Here is a 12,748-nt window from a genome sequence, read left to right as displayed (position 1 = left end):
GGTCGTTCCTCTCTCCAGAACCGTCTGTTGTGGTGACTACGATTCTAGGGAACGGCCGCGCCCTTCCGGGCGCCGGCCGGGATGCCGCTTACACCAAATAACGGGACGCGTCCCCCAAACTGCCCCTGACCCTGCCCGGGAAGGGATTAAAGGCGGTCTTCCGGTGCCCCGGGCACCCCCGGCAGCGTTCAAAGGGGCTCCAACGGGCAGCGGAAGTACACACTCGGCGGTCTTTTTGACCATCGGTGTGAAAAATTACTGCTTGCCATCCGGCGACCCAAGACCGAAGGCGCCTCGGAGCGTCATCGACGACGTACGCACATTGTGAACTCCAGATAGCCGATTACCCCAAGGACGGTAACCCGGAGGGGGCTTGTCGCCAAACAGACAAATCCCATACCCGGCTACACGGCCTCGCCATGAGGAAACGACGCCACCGATAGCTAAAGGCATCCCAAACGCGACGTTGAATGTCGGTTGACTCCCTGCACTAAACGTCAACCAGCGCTCCTTTGATTCCACTATCATTCGACCACATACTAAAGATGGCAGCCGGCAACCTCAACCAACCACTCAAAGGAGCGGATATGAACAAACGCATCAACATCGGCCGCACCATTGCGCGCGAACGCCGGCGCAGGGACGTCACGCAGGAAGCGCTTGCCGACCATCTGGGCGTCTCCAAGGCAGCCGTCAGCAAGTGGGAGCTCGGGCAGAGCCTGCCCGATGTGAGCCTCCTGCCGCGCATTGCCGCATACTTCTCGCTCACCCTGGACGAACTCTTCGACTGGCGCGACGAACTTACGGAAGAGGAGTCCGCCGCGCTCTACGCCGAAGTCTACGCGCTGGCAGAGCAGGACCTTGCTGCTGCGCACAAGCGTCTGAAAGCGCTCGCGGCAGAGCATTACTCTGACGTGAACCTGTTGCTCATGCTGGCCTCGCTTCTCACAACGTGGGCAGCCGGCATGGCAACACCGTTCGCACCGGTTGACGAAGAGGGCGGTGCGCAGCTCGACATGCCCGATGCTGCCGCGCTCGCCGACGAGGCGCTCGTCCTGATCGACCGCGCGCTCGAAGTAACCATGGATCCAGCAACCACTTTCCTCGCCCAGCAGCAGAAAGCGACGACACTCTTCCAGATGAAACGCTTTGATGAGGCAACTGCCGTTCTAGAGCCGCTCGTGCGTCGGCAGGACGCAGGCGCCCCGACGATGCTCCTTGCCTCTGCCTATCGCAAGCTTGGACGCGCGGACGACGCCCTCGACCTTTTGCAGACAGAGCGGCTGCGTGCGGCAAACTTTGTGCTCGCGTCGCTCGTGCAAGAGGTGGACATGCAGGATGACGCTGTCTTTGCACACGCAGCGGATGCGGCTGCCCGGGCAGCTTTCGACGCGCTGAACATGGGTACGGTGAACCCGTTCTTCCCGGTCTCAATGGCATTTGAGGTCGCCGATGCCCTGCGAAGGGCAGGCGAGAAGGACGAAGCACTCACCGCTCTCGCACGGGCGGTGAGTGCGACAAAGAACATGCCACTGAGCACGAACATATCCACCTCGCCCCTCTGGAACCGCATGACGGAACGGCTTGACCCCTCCCGTTCCGGAGAGGCATGGGCCGAACACAAGGCTCGCCAGCTGGATGACCTGCGCCGCACCCTATGTCAAAGCACCGTCGCGCGCGTGACGGCTCCCGAATGGCAAGAGTTCGCCAGTGACGACCCACGCTATCAGGAGCTTCTTAGCTCCGCCGAGCGCTTAGCAAACGAGGAGGTTGCCGGTTAGGTGCCGAGCACACCCCGTAACGAGCGGGGACGCGCTTGGGTTATACACGTAGCGAACAAAAGGTTTATGCCCTCCTGTGAGATTACTTCTCTTTGTGGGCATGTCCACGCCGAGCAGCCGTCTCCCATAAGGCGGCTGTTCCCTTATGCGTCGACATTGCTCAGAGATCCGTCATCGCTGCTCTCGCGCAACATGTTTGGAGATTCCAAGCTCCCACAGGCTACACTAACCGGCACTCCATGGGGACGACTCTGTATTCACCCTGGTCAACGGGAGTGCCCACCTCGACAAACCCGCATTTCTCCCAAAAGCGACGGGATTGTTCATTTCCTTCAACGCAGGCAAGACGTACGCAAACGACGCCCTCGTCGCGAAGGCGATTGAGTATTCGTAAGATGAGAGAGCTTCCCACACCCTCCCCTTGCCGAGAGGAGTCGACCATGAAAAACCCTATAAAGGCGCACCCATCCGCGGGATAACCCCTAATAAGATCGAGCACAGCAACGAGATCCCCATCGGCACCGAAGAAACCAAGGTAGGACTTTTGGTCTGGAAGACAGTCAGGAGGCAACTCGACCATCTCGGCAGCAAGCGCGTCCGGTGTCGGCTCCTCGCCGAGAAATGCGTAGTATTGCGGGTTGCCGAGGCAGAGGGCAAGCAGCGCGGGAAGGTCGGAATGGGAAAGTTTCCTGACCGACATGACTGCACTGCTGGGCGCGTCACCGTTCATCGTATCACCCGCCGGTCGTTCTTCTAGTCACCGCATGGCATCCAGCATCAATTAAGGCCCCATAAACAACTAGAGCCAGTCCCCGAGAGGACCGGCCCTTACAAAACCTCGAAGGTTTTTGCATCTGCGTACATCATGGCATCAGCCTCGTGCCACGTCAAGAACCCTTGCAAGAAACGCAAGATGAGACACGAGAGGGTTCTGCGTCCCATAGCGCGCAATCGCGTCGTCCATCAGGGGACGGAGGCCAGCAACCGCGTCAAGCGCCGCCGGGGAGGCATGCTCGCCCGCAAGCATGTCATGCAGTGCCACGGTGGTTACGAGCTGTTGCGTACGTCGGTTGCGCAATCTGGCTCGACGGCCCTTGCTGTTTCGGATGCCGTGGGCGTTCAGCCACTCGAGCACGACCCCCGAGGTTGCGTGCCTCGTCTCGCGCTCGGGCACGAAGCCGTTGCACAGGCAGCCCGCATGGCTCGCGCAGTTGCGAACGGCCTTCACATCCTTAAGAGCGTAGTGAATCTCCCGCCTTTCCGCCTCGTCCCAGCGCTCAACGCAAAAGAGGTAAAAGGCGAGCAGCGTCCCGAACGGCACCACTTCCAGCAGCACCCATACAGGCATGGCATCCCGGTAGTGGTCGATCAGCGACCCCGCGTACTCGTCCGCCTGGGAACGCGATACGAGATCGCGTCTCAGCCCCTCGCGGAAGCCGCGCGGTAGGGAGGACACGAAGTCGGCGACAATCCCATAGCCATCCTCCCCGCGCTTAGCGGCATCGGACACGAGCCATGCCCTGACCGCGCGCTCGACATCCTTCGCCATGAGGCGAAACGTCTCGCGAAGAACGTCGTCAAGAGAGCTCACGTCCAAGAGATTCCCGAAGTCGAGGCTCACGAACTTCCCGGCGTCGGGGCCGTCCTCATGGCGCTGGAAAAGCACTCGGTAGGCGGAGAGGTGCAGGTAGGTCTCGGCATTCGAAAGAATCTCGAGAGCGCGCTCCTCCGCACAGCGCTCAAACGTGACGCCCTTGCCCTTGAGCAGATCGATCTGCTGCTCAGGAGTCGTTATGGGCTTGAGGGGTAGTGCGTCATGCACGCCGTCATCCATGCCCCAAGCTGTGAGTTTCCTAACATCATCCATCATGCAAGCAATTCTACCCTACGACCAGAAACTGAAGAGCCCGGCTCCCGAACCTCATGAGCCGAAACGGTTAGATGATTATGGAATATTGGTGGCATTATATCGGTACTTCAGGGCACCGATACTCAAGTCCATGCATAACTTGACATTCCATATCGTCCGGTGAATCCCACCGAATTTGGACAGCTGTTTGGACGCCATTTGGACAGATACAAAAACAGCTCAGAGCGAATATGCTCTGAGCTGCGAATTCGTGGTGGGCGTTAGAAGATTTGAACTTCTGACCTCTTCCGTGTCAGGGAAGCGCTCTCCCCCTGAGCTAAACGCCCGTTCAGGGTGCGCGTTTCAGCGCAGGTGATAATATACCGGACTCCCCAGACCCTGTAAACCCCCAATTTAAAAAAGTTTGAGACCGCAGCGCAAAAGTCTAAGGCCAAAGTCCAAATCGAGCGCTGAACACCAGGCGAAGCCCGCCTTACGATCCCAAACCAAACATTGAACCCCACATACCATCCGCGAGGCATTGCGACGCAAGAAAGCCCCACGGGGGCATGGCATGGCCGAACCTGACGCCCGTCGGCCATGCCATGGACGAGCGCCGCTCTTCGACCCTACTTGCTCGAGACGGGCAGGTCCTCCCCCACCTTCATGTTCTCAAACGTGCGCGCCATAAAGTCATCGTTGAAATGCGTATCCACGTACGCCTCGAACGGACCGCGCGGGGGAACGCCCTCGCTGCGCTGGCCGGCGCGCCAGAAGCACGCCACCGTCATCACGATGTCCAGCGTGATGAACGCCGTGAGCAGTCCCACCACGACCTTTTGGCGCTTCGAGGTGGGCTCGCCGATTCGATAGACCATCTCGGGCATGATCACCCGGCACCACAGCACGCCGATAAGGCCCCACATGGCCAAGAAGCGCCACGCCACCCATTGGGTGATGTGGTCGGGCAGACCGAGGTAGGTCCACGACTGCAGGTGCGCAAACTGCTCCATGCTCCAGCCGGCAATCTGCTCCAGAAGCCCGCCCAGCACGGCCGAGAGCAAGAAGAGCTGCCACACAGGCCGCTTGCGCAGGGGCCACAGCACCGCCGTGAGCAATACCGCGCCAAAGCCGTACAGCGGCGAGAACGGCCCCCATACGAGCCCCACGCGGCTCTCCAGAATGCCGAAGGTCACGAAGGTATAGACGGTCTCGAGCACCAGCCCCAAAACCGATGCGACAAGAAAGATGATCACGTATTGGTAGAACCCCGGATTGTTGTCGTCCAGAAAGTCCTCGCGCATCTCGAGGCGCGCCTGGCGAATGACCCGCTGCTGTTCGCGCGAGATGTTCGACCGCAGCCGACGACGCCTGCCGTGGCCAACCTCGGACCACACCGCATCGTCATACACGCCGGCATCGAGACGCCCTTGGCGCACCATGCGCTTGAACGACGCGCCTGCACCATGACGGTCCTGATAGCGCGACACCGCACCGCTCACTGCGCGGAACAGAAGGAAGCAGGTGATGATGAACAGGGAGATTCTGATCATGACAACCCTTTACGCGGGCTCTCAATCGCCCGCACGAGGACCACAGATACCAGGCAAAGCCTGCACAAACACCTCTCCTATTGTACTCGCCAAAATTTTTTTGAAAACATGCTTGCACATCCCCGGCAACCCGTGTATATTATCTCCCTGTCAAGCGGACATGGCTCAGTTGGTAGAGCACAACCTTGCCAAGGTTGGGGTCGCGGGTTCGAGCCCCGTTGTCCGCTCCATTGCATGTGAGAGGCCGGATGAACTATGCATTCGGCCTTTTTCATCGGCGACGTGGCCAAGTGGTAAGGCAGAGGCCTGCAAAGCCTTTACCCCCAGTTCGAATCTGGGCGTCGCCTCCAGAAATGTTCAGGGCGCCTTCGGGCGCCCTTTTTGCATAGTTGTGAACGATTTGTGTATCACTCGGTATGACAGGTCAGAAATATCGTAGGCCTCCGCACGAGAGGCGCTATGCCGCGAGCAGCTTCACCAGGCGTACGACGGTACCCTGGACATCGGTGCGACGGCGCACCTCCACGGAGTCGACCAGCAGCCGCATGAGCCTGATGCCGCGGCCGCGCTCCTCCGACTCGCTCGGCTCCTCGTCTGCGGCGATCTCGTAGCCCTCGCCGCAGTCACACACCTCGATGACCACGCGATCGTGATAGGCGCGCACATTCATGACGCAGCCCGCGCCCGAGGCATGGTCGTATGCGTTGCCGAGCGCCTCCCCTGCCGCCAATGCCGTGTCATAGGCCGCGTCGCGGTCCATGGGAAGCGTCTCGAGCAGCTCGAGCAACCGGTGTCGATAGCTCCCCAGATTCTCGACGCCCTCTCGAATGGAGATGCTCTTGCTCCATACCGGAGACTCCCCGGGGGTCAGCAACGGCACCGGCGGGCGGTCGGCGGGCGTCACGTGCAAGATGTCCAGCAAACGGGCGATCTGCAAGAAGCGCACCACTGCGGGCGAAGCGTTCACCAGCGAAAGCAGACCGTCGCGCTGCATGAGGCAGCGGGCGCGCGTGAGCAGAAAGGCGAGCCCTGTCGAATCGATAAAGCCGACGTCGCGGCAGTTCACCAGAATGCGCAGCGTGCCGTCGGCAATGAGGCTGTCGACCTCTTCGCGCAGCAGCGGCACCGACGCGATGTCGATATCGCGGCTTGGGGCTATAACTGCTATGTCGTTCCATTCACGCATACGACTATGGTTCCCTCGTTAACCGCGCGCTATTCAGCATCCTGGCCATCCAGGCGCAGCGCGACCATGGCGATGTCGTCCTCGAGCGCAGAATTGGTAAAGACGTCGAGTTCCCTAAGCAGACGCGCGCAGAGCCCGTCCACGCCGCGCTCAGACTGCTCGAGCAAGATGTCGCGCAGTCGCTGCTCGCCGAAGAACTCGCCCTCCGCGTTGCGCGCCTCGATGGCGCCGTCCGTATACATGAACAGGATGTCGCCCGGCTCAAACGTAAACGAGCCGCTTCGAAACGCCATGTCCTCGAAGGCGCCGACCACGCCTGACTGCGTACTCATGAGCTCGATCTCGCCTGCGCGCGCCTCACCCGGGTCGGAGTCCTCGCGCGCCGGGCGGATGAGCATCGTAGGCGGATGTCCGGCCGAGCAATAGAGCGCCGAGCGGCTGCGCAGATCGATGTTCGCCACAAACATGGTGGCGAAGGTCTCGACGCGCGAGAAGCTCATGAGCATGGTGTTGAGCGAGCGCACCATCTGCACCGGCGAGGCACCCTCCCATGCATACGCCGTGAGAGCCGTCTTCACGAGCGCCGACATCGAGGCGGCCTCGACCCCCTTGCCCGAGACGTCTCCCAAAATCATGACGGCATGGTCGTCGGGAAGACGGATGAGCGTATAGAAGTCGCCGCCCACGAGCGCCTGCTGCGTCGCCGAGGAATAGAGCGAGTCGCTCACAATACCCGGAACCGAGCCGAGCGAGCTGCGCATGCCGCTTTGGAGCGTCTGAGCGATCCTAGTGGTCTCCTTGCGCCGCATGAGGTTCTGGGCGAAGAGCTCGAAATCATGCGTGAGACGCACCAGATAGTCAAACTCAACGTCATCGATAGGTTCTTGGGAGCCGTCGCGCAGGAGCAGCAGCATCATGGCGGGACGATTCGGGGCGAGAGGCGCGAGCGCGCCGTCCTCCGCCTCGACAAGCTCCGAGACCTCTCCGGCACCCTCCGAAATCTTGCGCAGGTCCAAAAACACGCCCTGGTTGGGAAGGCCGTGTGAATAAAGCCACGAGCCGGCCCGCGAGGTACGGTCGACGCGCGTGAGGCGCAAGGTCTTGAGCTCGTCCTCCACCGACTGCGAACCGCCCAGCGCCGAGGAGAACCTCTCACGCGCCGACGTCCCGACGCGCGCCGCGGGCGCCGTGGTTGAGAAGAACAGCTCGTCGACGTCTGCCGGCAGCATGACCTGGCTGCCGCCCTCGTAATCTACCAGATAGCCACCCGAACGTTGGTCGTAGATTACCGGACACACGTGGCACGACAGCACGCGACGTATCTCCATGGTCAACTCGTTCCAGGCAAGCACCTGGTCGTCCTCGAAGGAGTACAGCGTGTCGCGCAGATGATTGAGCGAACGGGTGAGCTCGGCCGCGCGGCGCGAGCGCAGCGCCGTGCTCAAGCTCACGAGCTCGATCGAGAGATAGTCGCAGATCACCTCAAGCACATTGACGTCATAGGGGCGCGGCATGGTAAAGCGCTTCCAGCCCAGCTCGAGCACGCCCATGACCTGGGTGCCGAAAAACACCGGCACATCGATCTGGGTCTTGAAAGGAGGCATGTCTTGGACGCGAAGCTTATGGCTTTTTCGGGCATCCAGGTCATAGAAGGAGCCTGGGTCGTAGCGCGGGCCTTCACCCGCAGGCACCACGCTGAACCTGCAGGAGCGCGACTGGCGCAGCACATAGGTGGGAATGCCCGCGCCAAAGGGAATGAACTCGGGCACGTAATCATGCTCCAGCCCATGCGAGGCGCCGCGCAGCCTGAACCCGCCGCTCTCCGAGAAGTAGACGGTCGCTCCGTCGGCATCGAGGGCATCGACCAGACGGTTCAGCACGTTGTCCAAAAGCGAAGGAAGGTCTTCGGCGCCAACGGTGGACATAATGACCGAAAGGGTTCCCGAAAGGCGCTTATTGGCTGCCTGGAGCTCCGAGAGCACGCGCTGCATCTGTCGGTTGTGGGCATACTGCTCCTCGAGGCTTCGCATCACCACGAGGACCCTCCCCTTGGGAAGCAGGCGCTTCATGAAGCTCGAACGCTCGTCTTGGCGCAGGGGCGAGACGGCGATGGCGCGTGCGAGCACCGGGATGAAGGATCCGTCGGCGAGCTTGAGCATGAGGGTGCAGTCAGAGCCGTCGAGTGTAAAGGGAAGCCGATGGTCCGCCGCGCGCTCGAACGATTCGCTGAAGATGAGGTCTTTGATATCGGCACCCACCAGCGCGGAGCGCGCCATATTGGAGATTGCCATGAGCTGTCGATTGACATGGAGCACGGTGCCGGAAGCGTCGCAGACAGCCACGGCATCGCTTGTAAGCTCCACAAGCTGAGAGAGCAGCGTCGAATCGTTTCGCCCCATGGTATCCATGCGCCGGCTCCTGCCTCGACCGCTTGGGCCGGCAGCGTGATGCCTGCGGCCAAAACCGTTCTGCGCCCGCGCGCAGACGCCTGCTCCTCGCTCCCAGACCTTCGCAGTCTAGATAAGAAAAAAGCCTCCGAAGAGGCTCTGAGGATTCGATGGTGTCGGAGGCGGGACTTGAACCCGCATGACCGAAATGTGGTCACTAGCACCTCAAGCTAGCGCGTCTGCCAATTCCGCCACTCCGACGTGGTTTCAGCAAGGAAGATAATAGCCTAAAGTCGCCGTCGTATGCAAGAGAAATTTGAGAAAAAATTTGGCAGAACAATTCGGCAGCTAGATGCCTATATTTGAAACTGGAAAGCCTCCATGACCCGAGAGAAGCCACGTTCTGTCCTTCGCCCAAGCGGGAAGTCAAGCGATCAAGAGCAAGTACATATGCTTGTTGGCGTGCCCCGTGGTCAAACCGAAGCTTTGCTGGGCACCGCTGCGCCTGTCTTAGCGGCCCTGTGGTCAAAATGCATAGACGCTGGGCAAGTGCGACATGACGGCTTGATGCAAATGGTCAATCTGAGTGCCCCCTGGGCAGGAATGGTTCATCGTCAGCACAATTCACTCCCCTACATGCGCATATAAGCGCCCAGCGCACAGTGATTTTGACCACACGGCATCCCCATACGCGAAGTCTCTGCCCAGGGGTCACCTGTATTGACCAATCGAAGACATCGCCGCCCTGCTCAATGCCCAGCCAAAAAGAAAGATGACCCCACGGGACGCCGTCCAGCGTTCCCGTCCAGCATTCGAATACAAAACGTGCCCCACACCAACGAGGTGCGAGGCACGTATCTCATCCCAAACAGATGTAATCAAGGGAGCGACGACCACTTGCAGGTCAATGCCTACAGGTCGATGTGCGTCTCCTTGATGGGGAACTTCTGAGCGAAGTGGCACGCGCAGTAATGGCCACGCTCAACCTGCTTCCACTCCGGAGTCTCCTTGGAACAGATCTCCTGAGCGATGGGGCAACGGGTATGGAAGCGGCAGCCGCTCGGCGGATCGATGGGCGACGGCGGATCGCCGGCCAGAATGATGCGCTTGCGCGACTTCTGAATATCCGGATCGGGCACAGGCACTGCAGAGAGCAGCGACTGGGTGTAGGGATGATGCGGCTCGGTGTAGAGGGTCTTCCAGTCGGAAAGCTCAACCATTTTGCCGAGGTACATCACCGCCACGCGGTCGGAAATGTGCTGAACGACGGAGAGGTCGTGCGCGATGAACAGGTAGGCGGTGCCGAACTTGTTCTGAAGCTCCTTCAGAAGATTCAGGACCTGGGCCTGAATCGACACGTCGAGCGCCGACACGGGCTCGTCGCAGATGATGAGCTTCGGGCGCAGGACGAAGGCGCGCGCGATTCCGATGCGCTGACGCTGGCCGCCGGAGAACTCGTGCGGATAGCGGTTGATGTGCTCCGGGTTGAGGCCAACGACGTCGAGCAGCTCACGAACGCGCTCGATGCGCTCCTCCTTGGTGCCGATGCCATGGATCGTCATGGGCTCGGACACGATCTCGCCGATGGTCATACGCGGGTTCAGGCTCGCATAAGGATCCTGGAAGATGAACTGCATCTCGCGGCGCATGGCCTTGAGTTCCTTCTTGTTCATCGCAGCGACGTCACGGCCCTGGAAGAACACCTTGCCAGAGGTAGGCTTGCTCAGGCGCATGATGGTGCGGCCCGTGGTGGACTTGCCGCAACCGGACTCACCAACGAGACCGAAGGTCTCACCCTCGTGGATCTCAAAGGAGACGTCATTCACAGCGGATACAACACGCTTAGCAAAGCGACCGCCGAAAACGCCAGACTCTGCGGGGAACTCCTTGGTGAGGTGCTCAACCTTGAGCAGCGGGGCTTTCTCGTTGTTCTCTGCCATTACGCCTCACTCCCCTCTGCAGACGTGGCAAGCGTATCGGGCGTACCCGTGGCGATCTTTCCACGCGAACGCGACGTGTCGGGTGCAAACTTAAGGAACGCCGGGTCGTCGGCAAAGTGGCATGCCGAGTAATGACCGGTCTCGGTGATGATGTGCTCGGGCTCCTTCTCGTGGCAGACGTCGACTGCGTACGGGCAGCGCGGCGCAAACGGGCAGCCAGAAGGCAGGTTCACCAACGATGGCGGGTTGCCATGGATCGGCGTCAGCGGCTTCTTCTCGTCGATAGCCTGCTCCGGAATGGAGCGGATGAGGCCCCATGTGTAGGGGTGGCGGCTCTCGTAGAAGATCTCGTCGGCGGTACCGAACTCGACAGGACGGCCGGCATACATGACCATGATCTTGTCGGCCATGTCGGCGACGACGCCGAGGTCATGCGTGATCATGATGATCGCGTTGCCGTTCTTCTGTTGCATCTCCTGCATGAGCTCGATGATCTGGGCCTGGATCGTCACGTCGAGCGCGGTCGTGGGCTCGTCGGCGATAAGGATGTCGGGATCGCAGGCAAGCGCCATGGCGATCATGACGCGCTGGCGCATGCCGCCCGAGAACTGGTGCGGGTACTCGTTCACGCGCTTCTCGGGGTTCGGAATGCCCACAAGGCGAAGAAGCTCGATAGAGCGCTCGAGCGCCTGCTTCTTGGTGTAGCCACGGTGCAGGCGCAGGCCCTCGCCCAGCTGACGGCCAATCTTGTAGACCGGGTTCAGCGAGGTCATGGGGTCCTGGAAGATCATGGCGATGTCGTTGCCACGAATATGCTGCATCTGCTCTTCGGTCATCTCAAGCAGCGACTCGCCACGATAGTAGGCATTGCCGCCCTCGATCTTTCCCGGGGGCATGTCGATGAGGCCCATGAGGGTCATTGCGGTAACGGACTTGCCCGAGCCGGACTCGCCTACCACGCCAAGCGTCTCGCCGCGATCAAGTGTGTAGGACACGCCGTTAACCGCATGAACGATGCCGTCCTCAGTGTGGAAGAACATCTTAAGGTCATCGACCTCAAGGAGGTGGCGTCCTTCTGGAATGGGCTTTTCCTTAAGGTCCACGTAGTCGTTATGCTTCTTAGCCATTATGCATCCTTCATCTTGACGTCGAGGGCGTCTCGCAGGCCGTCACCCAGCAGCGTGAACGCCAAAACGGTGGAGAGAATCGCCAGACCGGGCATGATCATGAGCCACGGGGCGGTCATAAGGTATGCCTGGCCGTCCTGAATCATGATGCCCCACGAGGGGTTGGGCGGCTGAACGCCCATGCCGAGGAACGAAATGGAGGCCTCGGTCAGGATGGCGGAGCCGATGTTCATCGTGGCATACACCACGATGGAGGCAACGGAGTTGGGGAAGATGTGGCGGGCGATGATGCGCGCATCGGATGCACCCATGGCGCGCGCGGCGTCCACATAGTCATTCTCCTTGACCGAGAGGATCGCCGAGCGGAAGACGCGCGCGATGCTCGGCCAGCCGAGGATGCCGATGGCGATGAAGACGTTTGTGATGCTCTGGCCCAGCGCCGCAATGAGGCACAGGACGAACAGGACGTACGGGAACGCAAGGAAGATGTCGGCGGCACGCATGATGATGGTGTCCCAGATGCCGCCGTAGTATGCGGCGAGGGCGCCCATCACGAGGCCGATCACCGTGGAGATGGCCGTAGCAAGCAGACCGATGGTGAGCGAGATGCGGGCACCATAGATCACGCGCACAAGGATGTCACGGCCGGTGACGTCGGTGCCAAAAGGATGCTCGAGCGACGGAGGAAGCAGCGAGCTCGTTGCCATGGCGGTGGTGTCGGCCGCCGTGGGCGAGCCGAGCAGCTGGGGTGCCCAGAGGTCGGCCGTGATGGCCACGAGCGCCACGAATACGATCCATGCGGCAGCGATGATCGCGAGCTTGTTCTTCCGAAGGCGCTTCCAGGCATCTCCCCACAGGGTGCGAGAAGTCTCGCCCGAAGCGTTGTGCGGCACGGAAGCGTCTGCCTTGGCCTCCATGCCCACGC

General features: G+C 60.7%; 9 protein-coding genes and 4 tRNA genes. 3 read left to right on the top strand and 10 right to left on the bottom strand.

The window, feature by feature from the left end; genetic code table 11:
* Positions 1-587 precede the first annotated feature (587 nt).
* Entirely contained in the window at positions 588-1,781 is a 1,194-nt protein-coding gene (locus H6A15_RS06770; protein WP_204672992.1) for a helix-turn-helix transcriptional regulator, read from the top strand.
* 220 nt (positions 1,782-2,001) lie between these two features.
* Here H6A15_RS06770 and H6A15_RS06765 read toward each other — a convergent pair whose 3' ends face one another.
* The 4 genes from H6A15_RS06765 to H6A15_RS06750 form a co-directional block, all read right to left on the bottom strand.
* The gene (locus H6A15_RS06765) at positions 2,002-2,481 is read right to left on the bottom strand and encodes a GNAT family N-acetyltransferase (protein ID WP_204672991.1); all 480 of its coding nucleotides are present in this window, start codon (positions 2,479-2,481) and stop codon (positions 2,002-2,004) included.
* Between the two features lie 171 nt (positions 2,482-2,652).
* Complete coding sequence (locus tag H6A15_RS06760) at positions 2,653-3,615, bottom strand: Abi family protein (RefSeq protein WP_204672990.1); 963 nt, start codon at positions 3,613-3,615, stop codon at positions 2,653-2,655.
* 287 nt (positions 3,616-3,902) lie between these two features.
* Positions 3,903-3,977: transfer RNA gene (locus tag H6A15_RS06755), tRNA-Val, on the bottom strand.
* Positions 3,978-4,259: 282 nt separating this feature from the next.
* Positions 4,260-5,183 (bottom strand): putative ABC transporter permease, encoded by a 924-nt coding sequence (locus H6A15_RS06750; RefSeq protein ID WP_204672989.1) that lies wholly within the window; start codon positions 5,181-5,183, stop codon positions 4,260-4,262.
* A 154-nt stretch (positions 5,184-5,337) separates the two neighbouring features.
* Here H6A15_RS06750 and H6A15_RS06745 point away from each other — a divergent pair.
* Together H6A15_RS06745 and H6A15_RS06740 are read left to right on the top strand one after the other, a co-directional pair.
* Positions 5,338-5,413: transfer RNA gene (locus H6A15_RS06745), tRNA-Gly, on the top strand.
* 46 nt (positions 5,414-5,459) lie between these two features.
* Positions 5,460-5,533: transfer RNA gene (locus tag H6A15_RS06740), tRNA-Cys, on the top strand.
* Positions 5,534-5,640: 107 nt separating this feature from the next.
* On the opposite strand, the gene H6A15_RS06735 is transcribed toward H6A15_RS06740, so the two are convergent.
* The 6 genes from H6A15_RS06735 to H6A15_RS06710 form a co-directional block, all read right to left on the bottom strand.
* Positions 5,641-6,369, bottom strand: a complete 729-nt coding sequence (locus H6A15_RS06735; protein WP_204672988.1) for an anti-sigma factor antagonist — start codon at positions 6,367-6,369, stop codon at positions 5,641-5,643.
* A gap of 29 nt (positions 6,370-6,398) precedes the next feature.
* On the bottom strand, positions 6,399-8,777 hold the full coding sequence (locus tag H6A15_RS06730; RefSeq protein ID WP_204672987.1) for a SpoIIE family protein phosphatase: 2,379 nt from the start codon (positions 8,775-8,777) through the stop codon (positions 6,399-6,401).
* 150 nt (positions 8,778-8,927) lie between these two features.
* A tRNA-Leu gene (locus H6A15_RS06725) sits at positions 8,928-9,017 on the bottom strand.
* Positions 9,018-9,667: 650 nt separating this feature from the next.
* Positions 9,668-10,696, bottom strand: a complete 1,029-nt coding sequence (locus tag H6A15_RS06720; protein WP_204672986.1) for an ABC transporter ATP-binding protein — start codon at positions 10,694-10,696, stop codon at positions 9,668-9,670.
* Complete coding sequence (locus H6A15_RS06715) at positions 10,696-11,823, bottom strand: ABC transporter ATP-binding protein (protein ID WP_204672985.1); 1,128 nt, start codon at positions 11,821-11,823, stop codon at positions 10,696-10,698. Before H6A15_RS06715 ends, H6A15_RS06720 begins: the two co-directional genes overlap by 1 nt.
* Entirely contained in the window at positions 11,823-12,740 is a 918-nt protein-coding gene (locus tag H6A15_RS06710; protein ID WP_428840697.1) for an ABC transporter permease, read from the bottom strand. Before H6A15_RS06710 ends, H6A15_RS06715 begins: the two co-directional genes overlap by 1 nt.
* Positions 12,741-12,748 lie beyond the last annotated feature (8 nt).

The sequence above is a fragment of the Enorma phocaeensis genome, from assembly GCF_016901575.1.
In the GTDB taxonomy this organism is placed as follows: domain Bacteria; phylum Actinomycetota; class Coriobacteriia; order Coriobacteriales; family Coriobacteriaceae; genus Limicola; species Limicola phocaeensis_A.
The sequence above is the reverse complement of the archived record's forward strand: the minus strand, read 5'-3'. Positions and strand labels throughout refer to the sequence as shown.

What these genes read in the sequence shown, in the direction of transcription:
- H6A15_RS06730 (WP_204672987.1), bottom strand. Translation starts at nt 8,777, where the DNA reads ATGGATACCATGGGGCGAAACGATTCGACGCTGCTCTCTCAGCTTGTG.
- H6A15_RS06750 (WP_204672989.1), bottom strand. Translation starts at nt 5,183, where the DNA reads ATGATCAGAATCTCCCTGTTCATCATCACCTGCTTCCTTCTGTTCCGC.
- H6A15_RS06710 (WP_428840697.1), bottom strand. Translation starts at nt 12,740, where the DNA reads ATGGAGGCCAAGGCAGACGCTTCCGTGCCGCACAACGCTTCGGGCGAG.
- H6A15_RS06765 (WP_204672991.1), bottom strand. Translation starts at nt 2,481, where the DNA reads ATGTCGGTCAGGAAACTTTCCCATTCCGACCTTCCCGCGCTGCTTGCC.
- H6A15_RS06760 (WP_204672990.1), bottom strand. Translation starts at nt 3,615, where the DNA reads ATGGATGACGGCGTGCATGACGCACTACCCCTCAAGCCCATAACGACT.
- H6A15_RS06720 (WP_204672986.1), bottom strand. Translation starts at nt 10,696, where the DNA reads ATGGCAGAGAACAACGAGAAAGCCCCGCTGCTCAAGGTTGAGCACCTC.
- H6A15_RS06735 (WP_204672988.1), bottom strand. Translation starts at nt 6,369, where the DNA reads ATGCGTGAATGGAACGACATAGCAGTTATAGCCCCAAGCCGCGATATC.
- H6A15_RS06715 (WP_204672985.1), bottom strand. Translation starts at nt 11,823, where the DNA reads ATGGCTAAGAAGCATAACGACTACGTGGACCTTAAGGAAAAGCCCATT.
- H6A15_RS06770 (WP_204672992.1), top strand. Translation starts at nt 588, where the DNA reads ATGAACAAACGCATCAACATCGGCCGCACCATTGCGCGCGAACGCCGG.